Source organism: Paracoccus sp. Ld10 (assembly GCF_045064235.1).
Lineage (GTDB): Bacteria > Pseudomonadota > Alphaproteobacteria > Rhodobacterales > Rhodobacteraceae > Paracoccus.
In genome coordinates this window covers 32,294-50,465 of the sequence record NZ_JBISHD010000028.1, presented here as the reverse complement: position 1 = coordinate 50,465, position 18,172 = coordinate 32,294, and the positions used below count along the sequence as shown (strand labels likewise).

Genomic DNA, 18,172 nt, shown 5'->3' with positions numbered 1-18,172 from the left:
CTCGCAGCCCCCATCGAGGGGGGCGGCGAGGCTGCGGGGCCCCCGGACCCCCGCGGCACGGGCCGACAGGGTATTTTGCGTCAACAGTGGAAAATCGTTCCAAAACGCTTGGCAAGAGCGTCGCGGTGGCGTATCCCATGCTTGGGGTATGGCCCGATGCCTGAGGCCCCGACATCCGAGGAGAGCCCCATGACCCGTCCCGCCACCCCCCGCCACGGCCTTGAGGTCGATCCCGACTTTGCGCAGTTCATCGAGACGCAGGTGCTGCCCGGCACCGATGTGTCGGCGGACGCGTTCTGGAACGGGTATGCCGGGCTGCTGGACGGATTCGCAGCCGAAAACGTCACCCTTCTGGAACGGCGCGCCGCGCTGCAGGGTCAGATCGACGCCTGGCACAAGGCCCGCGGCAATCAGCCTTGGGATGCCGCCGCCTATCGCGCGTTTCTGACCGACATCGGCTATCTGGTTGACGAACCTGCGCCTTTTGCCATCGAAAACGGTACCATCGACCCCGAAATCGCCACTCTTGCAGGGCCGCAGCTGGTTGTGCCGGTCAGCAACGCACGCTTTGCGCTGAATGCGGCCAATGCCCGGTGGGGGTCGCTGTATGACGCCATGTACGGATCGGACGTGATGGGGCCGGAGCCCGCAAGTGGGTTAGACCCGGCCCGCCGCGATGCGGTCGTGGCCAAGGCGGCAGAGTTTTTGGATCAGGCGCTGCCGCTGGCAAAGGGCAGCCATGCCGATGTCACCGCCTATGACGCCGATGCGCAGGGGCTAATGGCGACCGTTGCGGGCCAGCCCGTGCGACTGGCCGAACCGTCGGCCTTTGTCGGCACCCGCCACAACGGCGCGGATGTCGGGTATGTCCTGCGCCACAACGGTCTGCATGTCGAACTGGTGATCAACAGCGACCATCCGATCGGCGCGGCATCCGCCAGCGGGTTGCGCGACGTGGTGCTGGAGGCCGCGCTGTCGGCCATTCAGGATTGCGAGGACAGCGTCGCGGCCGTCGATGCCGAGGACAAGATCGCGGTCTATGGCAACTGGCTGGGCCTGATGAAGGGCGATCTGGCAGAGACCTTTGACAAGGGTGGCAAGTCGATGACCCGCCGCCTGCAGGACGACCGCACCGTGACCCGCCCCGACGGCAGCACCGTGACGCTGCAGGGTCGGGCCCTGCTGCTGGTGCGCAACGTGGGCCACCTGATGACCACCGACGTGGTGCGCAAGGACGGCCAATCGACCCCCGAAGGGATGATGGACGCGATGGTCACCGTCGCCTGCGCCATTCACGACCTGAAGAAATCCGACGGTCCCCGCAACAGCCGCAATGGTGCGATCTATATCGTCAAGCCGAAGATGCACGGCCCCGACGAGGCTGCATTCGCCGACCGCCTGTTCGCCCATGTCGAGGCGGCTCTTGGCCTGGCGCCCAATACCGTCAAGCTGGGCCTGATGGACGAGGAACGTCGCACCAGCGCGAACCTGGCGGCCTGCATCCACGCGATCCGCAATCGGATCTTCTTTGTGAACACGGGCTTTCTGGACCGTACCGGGGACGAGATCCACACTTCGATGCAGGCCGGTGCCTTTGTCGGGCGTGACGGGATGAAGACCGCGACCTGGCTGAAGGCATACGAGGATCGCAACGTCCTGATCGGCCTGGCATCGGGCATGCGGGGCCGCGCGCAGATCGGCAAGGGAATGTGGGCAAAGCCCGATGCCCTGGCCGAAATGCTGCAGGTCAAGGTCGGCCACCCGAAATCGGGCGCCAGCACGGCCTGGGTGCCCTCGCCGACGGCGGCGACGCTGCATGCGCTGCACTATCACCAGATCGACGTGGCCGCGCGCCAGGACGAGCTGGCGGGACAGCCCATCCCCGATCTGGACCTGCTGCTGACGCCGGCGCTGGCCGACGGTCCGATCCCGCAGGATCAGGTGCTGCGGGAACTGGACAACAGCGCGCAGGGGATCCTGGGCTATGTCGTTCGGTGGGTCGATCAGGGCATCGGTTGTTCCAAGGTGCCCGACATCGACGACGTTCAGCTGATGGAAGACCGCGCCACCTGCCGCATCAGCGCGCAGTATCTGGCCAACTGGCTGGAACACGGCCTGATCACCGTCGATCAGGTCGAGGACGCGCTGCGCCGCATGGCCGCCAAGGTCGACGGCCAGAACTCGGGCGACCCGGCCTATCGGCCGATGGCCCCCGGTTTTGACGGACCGGCGTTCCTGGCGGCGCGCGATCTGGTGCTGACCGGGACCAGCCAGCCGTCGGGCTATACCGAACCGTCGCTGCACGCGCGCCGCGCCGAAGCCAAGGCGATGTAGCACACGACTCTGCGCAGCGGCGGTTGCAACGCCGCCGCCGCGCGCTATGGTGCCCGACACACCATCTGGAGCACCGCCATGTCGAGAAAAATCATAGCCGTTGCAGGCATCGGCTATGTCGGCCTGTCCAATGCCGTCCTGCTGGCCGCCCGCAATACCGTCCGCGCGCTGGACGTCGATGCGAGCCGGGTGGCCATGCTGAATGATCGTGAATGCCCGATCATCGACGACGACATCGCGCGCCACCTGGCCATGCAGACACTGGACCTGACCGCCACGACCGACCCTGCCACGGCCTATGCGGATGCGGATTTCGTCATCGTGGCAACGCCGACCGATTACGACCCGGTGACGAACTACTTCAACACCTCCAGCGTCGAGGCAGTGATCCGCGACGTCACGCGTTTGGCCCCGCAGGCGGTGATCGTGGTCAAGTCGACCGTTCCTGTGGGCTTCACCAACGACGTCCGCGCCCGGCTTGGCACCGATCAGGTGATCTTCAGTCCCGAGTTCCTGCGCGAGGGGCGCGCGCTGCACGACAACCTGCACCCGTCCCGCATCGTCGTCGGAGAGGACAGCCCCCGCGGCCGCGCCTTCGCCGATCTGTTGGCCGAGGCCGCGCTGGACGCGGATGTGCCGGTCCTGCTGACCGGATCGACCGAGGCCGAGGCGATCAAGTTGTTCGCAAACACCTATCTTGCGCTGCGCGTGGCCTATTTCAACGAGTTGGACAGCTATGCGATGTCGCTTGGGCTGGACAGTCGCCAGATCATCGAAGGCGTCGGATTGGACCCGCGCATCGGCGCCCACTACAACAACCCGTCATTCGGCTATGGCGGCTATTGCCTGCCCAAGGACAGCAAGCAGTTGCTGGCCAATTACAACGACGTGCCCCAGAACCTGATCGCCGCCGTGGTCGATGCGAACCGCACCCGCAAGGACGTGATCGCGGACGCGATCCTGGCCCGCAAGCCGCGGGTTGTGGGCATCTATCGGCTGGTGATGAAGGCCGGATCCGACAACTTTCGACAGTCCGCGGTGCAGGGCATCATGAAACGCCTGAAGGCCAAGGGGCTGGAGGTGGTCGTATTCGAACCCGCCCTGCCCGACGCGCGTTTTTTCGGCTCCGAGGTCATCCGCGACATGTCCGAATTCAAGGAACGCGCCGACGTGATCGTCGCAAACCGCCTGACAACTGACCTTCAGGACGTGGCAGACCGGGTGTTCACCCGCGACCTGTTCGGCGGCGATTGATCACATCCTGTCGCGCATCTTTGCCTCTATCTGACGGCGACGCCAACGCGACCGGATCTGGCGCGCGTGCAGGCTCTGCGGGCACAGCGACATGTCGTCCCCCTGACCCCGCATCGAAAAACGGCGGGCTGCGGCGGCAATTCGGCTGTCGGCCGCGGTGATGGCCGCGACGGTCACCTCGACCTCGCGGATATCCGCCGTCTCCAGCGTGTCAAAGCAGCTATGGCGGGCGCGGTCCAGCAGATCCAGAACACTGCCGATATCGACGTGATCGCCGCTTTTCAGCGGCCCCTGCAGGGTCGCCTCGCGCGGGGTCGAATGCTGGCCTTGCGCGATCTCTGTCCGGTCCGCGACCGAGGACATTCGTTCGCCGCCGGCCGTCCAGACGGTCAACATGATCTCAAGGACATAGATCGGCTCGAACCCCAGGTTGCTGACCAGGATGCGCGCCGACAGGGACCGGGCACCGCCCAGATAGATCAGGATCTCTGTTCTCCGCTGGCGGCGCAGGCCTGACACGATGATGTGCAGATAGACCATCCAGACAAGTGCCGTGACCGCCGCCATTCCGGCCTGAACCAGCCCGCTATTCTCTGATATCCAGTTCCACATATGCCAACCGGCCTTTCCCCAAGGCCCTCCCAACACGGCACATCGCGGGATGTTCCATGCCGCGATCAGTCGGTCAGGGCTGCGGCCTCGGCTCCCAGGTCCAGTGCGGGGCCCGCGCCGATTTCGTCCAGCGCCGCGTCGATCAGCGCCGTGCCCAGATCCGATGCGGGCAAAAAGGCGTCCTGACCCGCGCCGGCCACGGCCAATGCCACCGACCAGCCGTCCTGATCCCGGCACATCAGTGCCCGTTCCTTTTGCGCCTCGATCAGACGGCACACACCCAGATCGGTGTCATAGCTGGCCAGCGCCCGCGCCACCGCACCGTCGGCCAGGACGGCATCGCCACCGGTCGGCACCTGTGCCAGCGCGACCGCAGCCTGTTGCAACATTCCACCCGCCGGGGGCGTCATGCGACCGGCCAGAAAGCCGCCAAGCCCCACGGCCAGCACCACAGACGCGGCCATGGCCCACCCCGCCACTGGCCGGGCGGCCAGCTTGCGCCCGAACGGCACGACCACCGGCGCCGGGGCGCCGGCCATGATCGTGGCGATCAGCTGATCGGAAACGGGCTGGGGCGGATAGGCCGCCTGCAAGCCGTGACGGGTGTCGGCGAACAGGGAAAAGCGGTCGGCCAGCGCCGGGTCGGACTCGATCCGCCGCCACAGCCCATCGGCGGTCGCATCGTCCAGTTCGCCGTCCGCCAGGGCCATCAGCATCTCGTCGCTCTCGTCGTTGGGGTCTATCGGGGAATCTGTACGGGTCATCGGGACATGCCTTTGCGGATTGCGTGAGACGAGCCGGGCTGGCGACAGGGTTGGCCCTCCTGCAGGGACTGCGCCAGGGCCGCACGGGCGCGGCCAAGGCGGCTCATGACGGTTCCCTGCGGCACGTCCAGCGCCAGCGCCGCCTCGCGATAGCGCATGCCCTCGACGCAGACCAGCATCAGCACCACACGCTGATCCTCGGGCAGGCGGTTCATGGCGCGACGGACATCGGCCAGATGCAGACGCGTCTCGGTCACCTCGCGTCCGTCATGGCCGATGAGGGGCAGCGCATCGTCGTCGTCCAGGCTGTCGGTGTCACGCCGCGCACGCACATGGTCGATAAAACTGTTGCGCAGGATGCGGAACAGCCAGCTGTCCATCCGCGTCCCCGGCACGAACCGGTCCAGGTTGCGCAACGCCTTTTCCACGGTGATCTGCACCAGGTCGTCGGCCAGCGCGTGGTGCCGCGACAGGCCGCGGGCAAAGGACCGCAGGCGTGGCAGCAGCGCGATCATCTGGGCGCGCAGGTCATCGGTCACGGGCGGGATCCCCCTTGCGGTAACGGTCAGCCTTGAAACGCGGCTCGTCCGGTTTTATTCCACCATCGGCGAAAGAAAAGCGCGCGCCGCGGATCATGGGGAATAGAATGGCCGTGCCGCCCGTTCCCATGCCCCGATCCGATCGCATCAAGGACCTGCCCATGACCCAGGACGCCCCGACCACGCGCCGCGCGCTGCTGACCCGCATGGGTCTGGCGGCGGGCCTTGCCTATGCGGCGCCCACGCTGATCGGGACGGGGACCGCCCGCGCATCCGACGGCAGCGCAGCATCCGGGCGCGCGTCGGTATCCCGACCCGTGCGCCAGCGGCAGCCCCGCGCGCGTCCCCGCCCGGAAATGGTAGTGATCATGGCACCAGGTCAAACCCTGCAGCCGTTGCGGGCCGCAGGGTACGATGTGCTGTCGCAGCGCGACAACACCACGCTGGCCCGCAGCGCCGCCCGACTGCGCCTGCCGCCGGGCCGCAACGCAGCCCAGGCACGCGCAGAGATCGCCCGCCTGCTGCCCGGATCGCTGGCGGCGCTGAATTCGCTTTATCGCCCGGACGACCTGACATGCGACGGCGCCGATTGCGCGGCCCAGCAGATGGTCAGCTGGAGCCCCGCCGACCTGCAGGCCAGGCCGCGGATCGGCATGATCGACACCGGCGTCAATCCCGACCATCCGTCGCTGCGTGGCCAGTCGCTGCGCGTCGATCAGGTCGATCTGGACGGGCGCAACGCAGCGGGGCGCCGGCACGGCACCGCCGTCGCCGCGCTGCTGATTGGCAACGCGCAGGGCCGCGCCCCCGGCCTGCTGCCGCAGGCCGACCTGATGGCGGTCGAAGCGTTCCACAGCCGCGCCGACGGGGCGGCCGCGGATGCGTTTTCATTGCTGAACGCACTGGACGTCCTGATCCAGGCGCGGGTGCAGGTCATCAACATGTCGTTTTCCGGACCCGCCAACCCGGTGCTGCGCCAGGTCGTGGTACAGGCGCGCGATGCGGGTATTGGCATGGTGGCGGCGGCGGGTAACGGCGGGCCGGGCGCGGCCCCGGCCTTTCCCGCCGCCTGGCCCGAGGTGATCGCCGTCACTGCGATCGATGCCGATCGCGCGCCCTATCGCCAGGCCGCGCGGGGCCCGCATGTCGCATTGGCGGCGCCGGGGGTGAACCTGTGGACCGCCGCCTCGATCGACGGGGGCAGGCTGCGGTCGGGCACGTCCTATGCCGCGCCCTTTGTATCGGCGGCGCTTGCGCTTGGGATGGACCGTGACGGGCTGAGTGCCGTGGATGCGCGCGATCGCCTGTTTCGTTGCGCCACCGATCTGGGCGCCCCGGGCCGCGATCCGGTCTTTGGCCATGGCATGGTCGCATCGCCGTCGGCCTGCGCCGATACCGGATCACAGATTTTTCCCGTCGGCGGGGAATAAGCCGCCCCGACGGCCCGTTGCACATATGAACCGGACAGGACCGGTTGCAGCAACACAAAGGAAGAAGCCCATGTCCGATACATCCGATATCCGCCTCTCGCGTCGCGGTCTTCTAGCCAAGCTGGGTCTGGCCGCAGGGGCGGCAGGCGCGATCTATGTGGCCCCCGCGCTGGCAGGGTTCGGGACCGCGCATGCCAGTGACGCCAGCGGGCGCGGAGGAAGCGGTCGCGGAGGAAGCGGTCGCGGAAACAGCGGTCGGGGCGGCAGCGGGCGTGGCAATAGCGGTCGCGGAAATAGCGGCCGGGGCGGCAGCGGTGGCGGGCGGGCAAGCCGGGCCAGCCGCGCATCGCGGCCCGGCAACCGGGCAGGCCGTTCGACACACCGCGCCCATCGCGGCAGCCGCCCGTCACGACCCGGCATCCGCCGCGACTGGTCCAAGCCGTCGCGCTGATCCCCAGTGACCCCCCGGACCCGCACCCGCCCCGCAGGAATCCCGCGCCAGTCGCGCGACCCGGACACCACCCTGCACTTTCCCGGAACCGGCCTGTCGCTGCGCCTGCGGGGCGCACAGCCGGTCCACCAGGCACTGATGGCCGCGATCCACGGATGGCAGCCGCAGACCCTGTCCGCGCCGCGCCCCGGCGACAGGCAGACGCTGGTGACACGGGGGGCGGGCGGGTTCTCGGCGCGATCGCCGTTCTTTGAGGGCGATCTGGCCGGGCTGGATGCGGCCAGTGCCGCCTGCGCCCTGATGGCCGACCTGTCCGAGGGGTTTGTGGCCGACCGCCCCAGTTGCATGGCGCTGCATTGCGGGGCGTTTCGTTTCGCGGGCGATCTGATCCTGCTGACGGGTCCGATGCGGGCGGGGAAAAGCACGCTGATCGGTCGCCTGACCGCAGAGCCCGACGTCACGGTGTTCTGCGACGACGTGCTGCCGCTGACTGCGGACTTGCAGGCCGTCGCTCTGGGCATCGCGCCCCGCCTTCGGCTGCCGCTGCCCAACGGCACGACGCCCGCGTGTCGCCGCCATGTTGCGGCAACACCGGGGCCGCGCGACAGGCGATACGCCTATCTGGCGGCCGCCAATGTGGCACCGCATGGCACGCAGGCCCGCCCCGGCACGCTGATCGTGCTGGACCGGCGCGATATCGCCCCCGCCACACTGCACCGGATGGACCCCGACCAGGCGGTGCGTCACCTGCTGGCACAGAACATGGCCGATCTGGGCAGCGCGGATCAGGCTTTTGCCACGACTCACGACATGGCAGCGGCGATGACCTGCCTGCGGCTGGTCTATGCTGATCTGGAGGATGCGGTCGCCCTGCTGCGCCGGGCTTTCGCACCCCATGCCCCGCCCCAGACCAACGTGCCGCTGGCCGATCCATTGGCGGATCCGCTGTTCGCGCCGGACCGGCAGTCCGTACCGGTGCAACCGGACCGGGTGATGCAGCAGTCGGCAGGCATCGTGGTACGGCAGATCGGCTCGGGCGCGTTCCTGTGGACGCCCTCGGACCCGGTCGTCTGGCATCTGAATCCGGTCGGCCATGCGGTCTGGGCCCTGCTGGCAATACCGGGCAGTGCGACAGATCTGGCCGTCACGCTGGCCGAGGTGTTTGCCGACGTGCCCCGCGACCGCCTGACCCGTGATATCGCGGCCCTGATGGGTGACCTGCTGGCGGGGGGGTTCATCACCGGATGAACCCCGCAGGCCGCGCCCGCGTTGTCCCGTCACATGTTCGCCCCAGGAGGCACCGATGACCGACACCGCCATTGCCACGCTGGAAGCCCGTCTTGTCGCGCAACGCCGCCTGTTGGCACAGTTGGTCGCAGCGCTGGATCCGCAGGCCCGCCAGCCGGTCATAGATTGGCTGGACCAACGGGAGACCCTGCGCGACGGGCAGGAGGATCCGGGCGCCGTCCCTGCCGAGGGCATGGGCCAAGCCCTGACCGTCACCGACGAATTTCGCATGATCCTGCGCCTGACGCGGGATCGCCTGCACGAGATGGACCAGCCCTAGCGTCGAGCCGCCAGCATGCGTGCCAGTTCGTCTGGCCGCACCAGCGCATCCAGATCGACCCGTGCGCGCAGTCGCGCCAGCAGCAGATACAGCCCTCCGATCTTGCGGTGCAGGAACAGGATCTCGGGCGGGGGCATCTCGGCGCGCGTGCGGGTGCGCGCGAACTGCATCGCCAGATCGGCCACCTGCCGGGGAATGTCGCTGTCGGTCAGGTCCATCATCCCGCCGGCACGCAGCGGGTCAAAGGCCAAGTCCATGATCTGCAACAGCACGGTCTGGTGCTCTGCGTCGGTCTGTTCGCGAAAATAGCCGATCTCGATGGCCGCGCGGCGTACCCCATCGCGGTCATTGGCCAGTGCCGCGCGCAACAGTGCCAGATAGCGCGGCGCAACGGGTGCGGAAAACCCTCGCGTGGCACCAAAGTCCAACAGCACGATCCGCCCGCCGTCCGGATGCGCGTCATCCGGCTGCCAGCGATAGTTGGCAAAGTTCGGATCGGTCTGCATCAAATCGAAGCCGAACAACTCCTCGATGACAAGGCGGGCCAGGTGATGGGCGGCGCGGTCGCGCATCGGTTGTGGTGCGTCGGCCAGAACCTCGATCGGGCGGCTATCGATGAAATCCATCGCCAGCACATCCGCAGTACTGAACTGATCGTCGGGCACCGGCAGGCGGAATTCGTCGCGCCCCGCCAGGTTGGCCGCGTACCGGCGCATCTGCGCAGCCTCGCGGACATAATCCGCCTCGGCATGCAGCTGGCTGCGGGCTTCGTCCATCAGGGCGGGCAGGTCGACACCCTGTGGCATCAGGCCGGGAATGCGCAACAGCAGACCCATATTGTCGATGTCGCTGTCGATGCTGCCGCGCACACCGGGGTATTGCACCTTGATCGCCAGATCGCGCCCATCCCTGGTCTGTGCCCGGTGCACCTGACCGATGGATGCCGCCGCGATCGGTCGCACCTGAAAGCGCGCGAAATGGCGCAGCCACCCCAGCCCCCAGGCCCTGTCCAACACGGCCTGCAGTTGTTTGGGTGGCATCGGGTCGGCATCGGCACGCAGCCGCGCCATGATCTGAGTCAGTTCGGGGGGCAGGAAATCGCCCGCCTCCATCGACACCAGCTGGCCCATCTTCATCGCGGCGCCGCGCATCTGCGCCAACTGTGCGGCCAGCCGTGCGGCATTCGCGGGCGTCAGGAACAGATCCTGCGCCGAAGGTCGCCGCCCCGTCGCCAACTGCCGCGCGCCTTGCGCCAGCGCGCGACCGCCCATGCCGCCTGCCAGACCGCCAAGGCGCATCATGCGCGTCAGCCGTCCCTGTGGCACAGGGCGGGGGGTGCGGTCGTCGGTCATGGTCGCGCCAGCAGATGCGCGGCCATCGCACGGCCGCTGGCCCAGCCATGTTCCGCATGCGGCCCCAACGCCCAATCCCCGCCGACGATCAGACCCGTCGTGTCATCAGCCAGGAAGGGTTGGCCAAGCGCCGTTTCCGTCAGTGCATAAAGCCAGCGATGGGCGACCGCGTGGTGCAGGTGATCGGGCCGCGCGCCCAGCAGGTCCAGCAACTGCGGCGCGATCAAGTCCGCCAGTTCCGCAAAGGGCAGGTCGATATGGGTCATGCTAAAATCAGGATCGGCCTGCACCACCCACGTGGTCAGGGGCTGTCCGTCGCGGCCCGGCTTGGCACCGTCCTGTGCGACCCAGGCCAGTGCGCCGGTGCCGCGATGCGTAACAAAGGGCCGCGGCGCCTCCGGGTCCAGCCCAGCCATCACCGTGATGCTGGCCTGATAGCGGACCTGCGCCAGCGGCGCGACGAATGCATGACCCGCACCCAGCAGGTCGCGCGCCTGCGGGGCGGGAATGGCCAGCACAACGGTGTCGGCGTGGTGGTCGATGCCCGTTCCGCGCAGATGCCAGCCGGTCGGACCGTGATCCAGTGCAGTGACCATCGCCCCAGTGTAAACGTCCATCCCCTGCGCCAAGGCACGCGGGATCTGGGCCATGCCGGGGGTGCCCACGAAACCATCGTTCCATTCCGCCGCATGACCGTCGCAGACCATCGTGTCCAGCAGCGCCGCGAAACCGGGATCGGTCGCGGGCAGCACCTGCGCGCCGTGATCGAACCGCAATCCGCCTTCGGTCCGGCGTGTCGCCAGCCTGCCACCGATGCCGCGACCCTTGTCGAACACGGCAACGGCATGTCCCGCATCCGCCAGCGCCCGCGCGCAGGTCAGCCCGGTGAGGCCCCCGCCGATGACCGCAACCCTACCCTGTTCGCCCATGTCCCGTGCCTTTCCTTGTCGGGGATCAGCAGGACAGACCGCGGCGGCATGCGCAAGGCGGCATTCTGTCCGGCAATGCGGTCAGGCCAGATCCAGCCGCCCAACGAAATCCAGGAACGCCGCCAGGGCCGCTGTCACCAGCTTGCGACTGGAATAGACGACATGGATCGGCACACCCGGCAACGCGTGATCCGCCAGCACCGGCACCAGCAACCCACGCGCCAGATCGTCGGCCACCTGAAATTCCGGGGCCAGTGCGATACCCTTGCCCGCAACCGCCAAGGCACGCAGCAATTCGCCATTGTTGCTGGAAAAAGCGGGGGTTATTTTCTGGTACACCATCTCGGTCCCGCTCAGCATCGGCCAAGTGCCCGCCCCCTTGAGGTTGGTATAGTGCAGGCACTGGTGGTCGCGCAGGTCCCCCGGGCGCTGTGGACTGCCGTGGCGCGCCACGTAATCGGGCGAAGCGACCAGCATGATGTTGGCATCATGCAGGCGGCGGGCATGCAGACTGCTATCCTCCAGAATGCCGATGCGGATGACGGCGTCGAACCCGTCGCGGGTCATGTCCGACCGGCTGTCATCCAGAACCACGTCCAGCTGGATGTCGGGATGTTCGTCCATGAAACGCATCAGATGCGGCTGAAAGACCTTTAACGTGTATTGAACCGGCACCCCCAGCTTCAGGGGGCCCGACGGGCGGCTGGATGCGGCGCGCACATCCTCGAACGCCGCGTCCAGGCGGGCAAGGATGTCCGTGACCTGCTGGTGAAAGCCAAGGCCCGCGGCCGTGGGCGTCACCGCGCGGGTGGTCCGGGTCAGCAGGCGCGTGCCCAGTTCCGCCTCCAGATCGGCAAGCATCTTGCTGCACATGCTTTTGGAAATGCCCATTCGCCGTGCCGCCGCCGCAAAGCCGCTTTCGTCGATGATGGCCACGAAACAGCGCAGTGCCTTGAGGTCCGTCATATGTCCAGATCCTCCGCTGGTCCCGCATCGGGACAAGCATACGGCACAAATGACAAGACCGCCACGCATCTGCGTGACGGTCCGTCATCAGTCGTCATCAGTGGATGACGCGGATCAGCGGTCGCTGTTCAGGTCAGCGATTTCGCTGTCGCCCGAGATCTTGGTCACGGTCAGCAGCTCGTCACCCGACAGGTTTGCGCGCGACAGTTCGGCCGAGGTCATCACGGTGTTGGCCGGAACCTGCACGGTTTCGACGACGGCGGTGGCGACCGAACCCGAATTGGGGCGCTCGTTGGTGCCATTCACGGCGGCCAGTGCGCCACCAGCGGTCAGGGTCAGGGCGGCGATGGCGAACACGAAGTTTTTCATGGTTATTTTCCTTAATCGAACAATATCTTGGCAACGGTGGCGCGCCGGATGCACGTCTGGTCCGTTCCGATGACTGTCAGATAAGGGTCACACAAACGAAAGATTAGGCGCGAAATCGCGCGCTCTGTGTTCGATGGAACGGGACAATCGCGCAGCATCGTCCCGTGTTTCGCCTAGGCCGTACAAACCTGTCCAATACGCGCCAGGATCGCGTCGGTCTGTCCGTCCAGCGTCGCGGATTGGCGGGGTCGTCCGTCCCATGCGCCCAACGGACCCTGGCGGTCGGCGGGGTTCATCAGCGTCAGGCCCAGGGCGATGCCGTCGGACAGGACACGGACCTCTCCCTGCACCAGGGTGAACAGATCGGGGTCGGTCAGATAGACGGCGGAGGTGCAGTCATGGACCAGCATCCCGTCATAACCCGCCGCCTGATAGAATCCGACATAGCCCTGCGACAGGTCGGCGACCAGTTGCATCCCCGCGCCCCCCCGCGCGCCCAGATCGGCCAGCATCGCGCTGTCCATGAAGGTGCGCGTGGTCAGGTCCAGCGGCACCGCGACCACCGGCCATTCCGCACCAAAAACGATGTCGGCGGCCAGCGGGTCGCCCCAGATGTTTGCCTCGGCCGCGGGGGTGATGTTGCCGGGTACGCGAAACGCGCCGCCCATGATCACCACGTCACGCACCAGCCCCGCGATGTCGGGGGCCATCTGCAACGCGCAGGCCAAGTTGGTCATGCGACCAACGGCCAGAACACGCACCTCGCCCGGATGGGCGCGGATGGTGTCGATCAGGAATTGGGCCGCGGTGTCAGGTTCGTCCACCGGCCGCTGCGGGGTCGGGTGGTTGCCCAGACCGTTGTCGCCGTGGATATGCGTGGGCCAGAATTCGGGCGGCATGTCCGGGGTCATCGGCCCTTCGGCCCCGCGATGGACGGGCGCGTCATGGCCCCATTCCTGTAACAGAAAGCGCGCGTTGCGTGTCGTCATCGCCACCGGCGCATTGCCGAACACGGTCGTCACGCCCAGCAGGTCGACCTGCGGGTGGCGCACCAGATAATAAAGGGCCAGCGCATCGTCCACGCCGGGGTCGGTGTCAAAGATCACCTTGTGCTGGGTCATCGTCATGTCCTGTCTGTGATCGACCCGATTTAACCTGCAATCCGGCCGCGTCAACAGGCGGTCACAGCGACATCGTGGCCTTTACCGCGCGGCGCCAGGCGTCATAGCGCGCGGCGCGGTCGTCATCGTCCATTGCGGGGGCAAAGCTGCGGTCCAGCGCCCAGTCCTTGGCGAACCCGGCCTGATCGGGATAGATCCCCGGCCCCTGCCCCGCCAGCCAGGCCGCGCCCAGGGCCGTGGTTTCCAGAACCTTGGGGCGGTCGACGGGCGCGCCCAGAATATCGGACAGGAACTGCATCGCGTAATCGGACGCGCTCATCCCGCCATCGACGCGCAGCGCGGTCTCTCCCTTTGGCTCCCAATCGGCCTTCATCGCCTCCAGCAGGTCGCGGGTCTGGAAACCCACGCTCTCCAGCGCGGCACGGGCCAGTTCTGCGGGGCCTGAATTGCGGGTCAGGCCAAAAATCGCGCCGCGACTGTCGGGCGACCAATAAGGTGCGCCCAGACCCGTGAAGGCCGGGACCAGGATCACCTGCTGTCCCGGATCGGCGCGTTCGGCCAAAGGTTGGGTTTCCTTTGCATCGCGGATGATCTTCAGCCCGTCGCGCAGCCATTGCACGACCGCGCCCGCGATAAAGATCGACCCCTCCAGCGCATAGGTCGGCTTGCCGTCCAGCTGATAGGCGATTGTGGTCAACAACCGCTGCGTCGACGCCACCGGCTTGTCCCCGGTGTTCAGCAACGCGAAACAGCCGGTGCCATAGGTCGATTTCAGCATGCCCGGTTGGAAACAGGCCTGACCTACGGTGGCCGCCTGCTGGTCGCCTGCGACGCCGGTGATAGGAATGGGCCGCCCGAACAGGTCGGGACGCGTGGTGCCGAAATCGGCGGCGCAATCCTTGACCTCGGGCAGCATCGACATGGGGATGTCGAACAGTTTGCAGATGGTGGCCGACCAGCGGCCCTTGTGAATGTCATACAGCATCGTGCGCGCGGCGTTCGTCGCGTCGGTGGCATGCACCTGTCCGCCGGTCAGGTTCCAGATCAGCCAGCTGTCCACGGTGCCGAATGCCAGATCGCCCGCCTCGGCACGCGCGCGGGCGCCGTCGACATGGTCCAGAATCCACTTCAGCTTGGTCGCCGAGAAATAGGGATCGACCAGCAGCCCGGTGCGGGCCGTGATGATCTCGGCATGGCCCGCGGCCTCCAGCTCGCGACAGAATTCGGCGGTGCGGCGGTCCTGCCAGACGATGGCGTTGTGAATCGCGCGGCCCGACCTGCGGTCCCAGACCACGACGGTCTCGCGCTGGTTGGTGATGCCGATGGCCTCGATGCGCGGATTGCCGCATTTCTCGATCGCGGCGCGGCAGGTGGCGGCGGTGCTGGCCCACAGATCGGCAGGATCATGTTCAACCCAACCCGATTGCGGAAAATGCTGGGGAAATTCCTCCTGCGCACTGCCGCAGGGGACCATCTTTGCGTCAAAGACGATGGCCCGGGACGAGGTCGTGCCCTGGTCGATGGCAAGGATGTGGGTCATGGGCGGTCCTTTCGTCACGAACGGGGGCGCGGATGACCGCGCCCCCCTCAGGTTAATGCGCAGGGATCACTCCTGCCAGCGCTTGATAAGCTCTTCATAGGCGATGGTGACCGGCGCGGGCTTTTCGTTCTCCAGCTTGGCGACGGGGGCGCCGGGCTGGTCGAGCCAGTACTGGGGGTCCTGCTCTTCGTTCAGGACCGGGCCCAGATCACCCTGCACACCGGAACGCTCCAGACGGTCCAGCACGTCTTCCTGCTGTTCGCACAGCGCGTCCAGCGCCTCCTGCGCGGTCTTGGCACCCGAGGACGCATCCCCGATGTTCTGCCACCACAGCTGCGCCAGACGCGGATAGTCGGGGATGTTCGCCCCGGTATCCGACCAGCGGACCCGGTCAGGAGAGCGATAGAACTCGACCAGGCCGCCCAGTTGCGGCGCCCGCTCGGTAAAGCTCTCATGCCGGATCGAACTGTCGCGCACAAAGGTAAGGCCGACATGGCTTTTCTTTGTATCGACCGTCTTGGACACGATGAACTGCGCATAAAGCCACGCCGCCTGTGCGCGGTCGACAGGGGTCGATTGCATCAGCGTGGCCGATCCCACGTCCTGATAGCCGACCTTCATGCCTTCTTCCCAATAGGCGCCATAGGGCGACGGGGCCATGCGCCATTTCGGCGTGCCGTCGTCGTTCATGACCGGAAGGCCTTCCTTGACCATGTCGGCGGTAAAGGCGGTGTACCAGAACATCTGCTGGGCGATGTTGCCCTGCGCGGGAACCGGGCCTGCCTCGCTGAAGGTCATGCCTGCAGCGGCCGGGGGCGTATAGTTCTGCAGCCAGTCGATGTATTTCTCGATCGCATAGACGGCGGCCGGACTGTTCGTCGCCCCGCCCCGCGCCATGCACGATCCGACGGGCTGAAAGTCGTCGTTGACCCGGATGCCCCATTCGTCGACCGGGAAACCGTTCGGTTCGCCCTTGTCGCTGGCCCCCGCCATCGACAGCCACGCATCGGTGAACCGCCAGCCAAGCGACGGGTCCTTTTTGCCGTAATCCATGTTGCCATAGACCTGCTGGCCGTCGATCTCGCGCCCGGTAAAGAACTTGGCGATGTCCTCGTAGGCGGACCAGTTCACGGGAACGCCCAGGTCGTATCCGTATTCGGCGCGGAATTCGGCCATGATGTCGGGGTCGGTGAACCAGTCGTGGCGGAACCAGTACAGGTTCGCGAACTGTTGCACGGGCAGCTGGTACAGCTTGTCGTCGGGCGCGGTGGCCTGATCCAGACCGATGAAATCGTCCAGATCCAGACCCGGGTTCGTGAAATCGGCGCCCTCTCCGGTCATCCAGTCGGTGATGTTGCGCACCTGCTGATACCGCCAGTGCGTGCCGTCCAGATCGGCGTCGTTGATGTACAGGTCGTACACGTTCTGGCCGGTCTGCATCTGGGTCTGCAGTTTCTCGACGACGTCACCTTCGCCGATCAGGTCATGGGTGACCTGGATTCCGGTGATGGCGGTAAAGGCCGGTGCCAGGACGCGGCTTTCGTATTCGTGGGTGGTGATCGTTTCCGACACCACGTTGATCGACATGCCCGACAGGGGTTCTGCGGCGTCGATGAACCACTGCATCTCGCCTTCCTGCTCCTCGCGGGTCAGGACGGACTGATCGCCGATCTCGGCATCGAGGAACGCGCGCGCGGCCTCGATATCGGCAAAGGCGGGGCCGGACAATGCCAGCATCACCGCGGTTGTGGACAGCAATCTCAGGCTCATTTGTATTCCCTCCCTGGAATTTCTCAACAGTCTCAGACAGCCTGCGAAACCCTCATTCCCGCAGGCCGATGCTCTATGTCAGACCCACCGAAAGACGGCGGCGGCCCAGACCAGGCAAACCAGCATCGCCCAGGGCAGCGCGGCCGTCATCAGTCCCAGCCAAGCCAGGGTGATGAAGGCAGAGCCCAAAAGCGTGATGAACAGGCGGTCGCCCCGCGTCGTCTCTATCCCCAGAACGCCGCGTCGGGGCGTTTCCGGGAACCGGACCGCCAGCACCGAAAAGGTGACCAGCAACAGGGCGATGGTGACGAAAAAGATCGCGGTCGGCAGCGTCCAGGCCATCCATGACATGGCGTATCCCCCTTACACGCGGCCCAGGGCAAAGCCCTTGGCGATATAGTTTCGGACGAACCAGATGACCAAGGCCCCCGGCACGATGGTCAGCACGCCCGCCGCCGCCAGCACCCCCCAATCGACGCCCGATGCGCCTTGGGTTCGGGTCATGGTCGCGGCGATCGGCTTGGCCGCCACGGATGTCAGCGTCCGTGACAACAGCAGTTCGACCCAGCTGAACATGAAGCAGAAGAACGCCGCAACCCCGATCCCCGAAGAAATCAGCGGCATGAAGATCCGGGTAAAGAACCGCCCAAAGCTGTAGCCGTCGATATAAGCGGTCTCGTCGATCTCCTTTGGGACGCCGCGCATGAAACCCTCCAGGATCCAGACGGCCAGCGGCACGTTGAACAGGCAATGCGCCAGCGCCACGGCAATGTGCGTGTCGAACAGCCCGACCGATGAATACAGCTGAAAGAACGGCAATGCGAACACCGCGGGCGGGGCCATGCGGTTGGTCAGCAGCCAGAAGAACAGATGCTTGTCGCCCATGAAGTGATAGCGGCTGAACGCATAGGCCGCCGGCAACGCCACGGCGACCGAAATCACCGTGTTCAGAACAACATAGATCAGGCTGTTCACGTATCCCATGTACCATGCCGGGTCCGTCAGGATGGTGGCATAGTTGGCAAAGGTCAGGTTGCGGGGCCACAGGCCAAAGGTGCCGGTGATTTCAGCGTTGGTCTTCAGGCTCATGTTGATCAGCCAATAGATCGGCAGCAACAGGAACAGAAGATACAGGATCATGACGACGGCGCTGCCGTTGATGCGCTTGCCCATA

At 66.4% G+C, this 18,172-nt stretch carries 18 protein-coding genes; 6 read left to right on the top strand and 12 right to left on the bottom strand.

From position 1 onward, the window contains the following. Window positions 1-189: 189 nt before the first annotated feature. Both ACJJVR_RS10990 and ACJJVR_RS10985 read left to right on the top strand, forming a co-directional pair. Window positions 190-2,334 (top strand): malate synthase G, encoded by a 2,145-nt coding sequence (locus tag ACJJVR_RS10990; RefSeq protein ID WP_405404534.1) that lies wholly within the window; start codon window positions 190-192, stop codon window positions 2,332-2,334. 78 nt (window positions 2,335-2,412) lie between these two features. Beyond that, window positions 2,413-3,588, top strand: coding sequence for a nucleotide sugar dehydrogenase (locus ACJJVR_RS10985; RefSeq protein ID WP_405404532.1), 1,176 nt, complete (start codon window positions 2,413-2,415; stop codon window positions 3,586-3,588). Here the strand turns inward: ACJJVR_RS10985 and ACJJVR_RS10980 are convergent, their stop codons facing one another. The 3 genes from ACJJVR_RS10980 to ACJJVR_RS10970 all read right to left on the bottom strand — a co-directional run bounded on the left by ACJJVR_RS10980 (window position 3,589) and on the right by ACJJVR_RS10970 (window position 5,503). After that, window positions 3,589-4,200 carry a hypothetical protein gene (locus ACJJVR_RS10980; RefSeq protein WP_405404530.1) on the bottom strand — a complete coding sequence of 204 codons (612 nt, stop codon included), beginning with the start codon at window positions 4,198-4,200 and terminating at the stop codon, window positions 3,589-3,591. Window positions 4,201-4,265: 65 nt separating this feature from the next. Continuing rightward, complete coding sequence (locus ACJJVR_RS10975; protein ID WP_405404528.1) at window positions 4,266-4,964, bottom strand: anti-sigma factor family protein; 699 nt, start codon at window positions 4,962-4,964, stop codon at window positions 4,266-4,268. Further along, the gene (locus ACJJVR_RS10970) at window positions 4,961-5,503 is read right to left on the bottom strand and encodes a sigma-70 family RNA polymerase sigma factor (RefSeq protein ID WP_405404527.1); all 543 of its coding nucleotides are present in this window, start codon (window positions 5,501-5,503) and stop codon (window positions 4,961-4,963) included. Before ACJJVR_RS10970 ends, ACJJVR_RS10975 begins: the two co-directional genes overlap by 4 nt. Before the next feature lie 161 nt (window positions 5,504-5,664). Between ACJJVR_RS10970 and ACJJVR_RS10965 the strand changes: the two genes are divergently transcribed. From ACJJVR_RS10965 to ACJJVR_RS10950, 4 genes are all read left to right on the top strand, one after another. Next, window positions 5,665-6,933, top strand: a complete 1,269-nt coding sequence (locus ACJJVR_RS10965) for a S8 family serine peptidase (RefSeq protein WP_405404526.1) — start codon at window positions 5,665-5,667, stop codon at window positions 6,931-6,933. Window positions 6,934-7,003: 70 nt separating this feature from the next. Continuing rightward, window positions 7,004-7,384: a hypothetical protein gene (locus tag ACJJVR_RS10960; RefSeq protein WP_405404524.1), complete on the top strand. Its 381-nt coding sequence runs from the start codon at window positions 7,004-7,006 to the stop codon at window positions 7,382-7,384. 6 nt (window positions 7,385-7,390) lie between these two features. Further along, window positions 7,391-8,632 (top strand): PqqD family protein, encoded by a 1,242-nt coding sequence (locus tag ACJJVR_RS10955; RefSeq protein WP_405404522.1) that lies wholly within the window; start codon window positions 7,391-7,393, stop codon window positions 8,630-8,632. Between the two features lie 55 nt (window positions 8,633-8,687). Continuing rightward, entirely contained in the window at window positions 8,688-8,951 is a 264-nt protein-coding gene (locus ACJJVR_RS10950) for a hypothetical protein (protein WP_405404520.1), read from the top strand. On the opposite strand, the gene ACJJVR_RS10945 is transcribed toward ACJJVR_RS10950, so the two are convergent. The 9 genes from ACJJVR_RS10945 to ACJJVR_RS10905 form a co-directional block, all read right to left on the bottom strand. Then, window positions 8,948-10,303 (bottom strand): ABC1 kinase family protein, encoded by a 1,356-nt coding sequence (locus ACJJVR_RS10945; protein WP_405404518.1) that lies wholly within the window; start codon window positions 10,301-10,303, stop codon window positions 8,948-8,950. The two genes, ACJJVR_RS10950 and ACJJVR_RS10945, sit on opposite strands and share 4 nt — an antisense overlap. Then, a complete protein-coding gene (locus ACJJVR_RS10940) occupies window positions 10,300-11,232 on the bottom strand; it encodes an NAD(P)/FAD-dependent oxidoreductase (RefSeq protein ID WP_405404517.1) in 933 nt (310 codons plus the stop codon). The genes ACJJVR_RS10945 and ACJJVR_RS10940 overlap by 4 nt, the downstream gene beginning before the upstream one ends. Before the next feature lie 81 nt (window positions 11,233-11,313). Further along, window positions 11,314-12,198, bottom strand: a complete 885-nt coding sequence (locus ACJJVR_RS10935) for a LysR family transcriptional regulator (RefSeq protein WP_405404515.1) — start codon at window positions 12,196-12,198, stop codon at window positions 11,314-11,316. A 114-nt stretch (window positions 12,199-12,312) separates the two neighbouring features. Next, window positions 12,313-12,567 carry a hypothetical protein gene (locus ACJJVR_RS10930; protein ID WP_405404513.1) on the bottom strand — a complete coding sequence of 85 codons (255 nt, stop codon included), beginning with the start codon at window positions 12,565-12,567 and terminating at the stop codon, window positions 12,313-12,315. A 173-nt stretch (window positions 12,568-12,740) separates the two neighbouring features. Then, a complete protein-coding gene (locus tag ACJJVR_RS10925; protein WP_405404511.1) occupies window positions 12,741-13,688 on the bottom strand; it encodes a nucleoside hydrolase in 948 nt (315 codons plus the stop codon). 61 nt (window positions 13,689-13,749) lie between these two features. After that, window positions 13,750-15,228, bottom strand: coding sequence for a glycerol kinase GlpK (glpK, locus tag ACJJVR_RS10920; RefSeq protein ID WP_405404510.1), 1,479 nt, complete (start codon window positions 15,226-15,228; stop codon window positions 13,750-13,752). Window positions 15,229-15,294: 66 nt separating this feature from the next. After that, window positions 15,295-16,998, bottom strand: coding sequence for an ABC transporter substrate-binding protein (locus ACJJVR_RS10915; protein WP_405404508.1), 1,704 nt, complete (start codon window positions 16,996-16,998; stop codon window positions 15,295-15,297). Between the two features lie 78 nt (window positions 16,999-17,076). Next, window positions 17,077-17,349, bottom strand: a complete 273-nt coding sequence (locus ACJJVR_RS10910) for a DUF2160 domain-containing protein (protein WP_405404506.1) — start codon at window positions 17,347-17,349, stop codon at window positions 17,077-17,079. Window positions 17,350-17,361: 12 nt separating this feature from the next. After that, complete coding sequence (locus tag ACJJVR_RS10905) at window positions 17,362-18,171, bottom strand: carbohydrate ABC transporter permease (RefSeq protein ID WP_405404505.1); 810 nt, start codon at window positions 18,169-18,171, stop codon at window positions 17,362-17,364. Between the last annotated feature and the right edge of the window lies 1 nt (window position 18,172).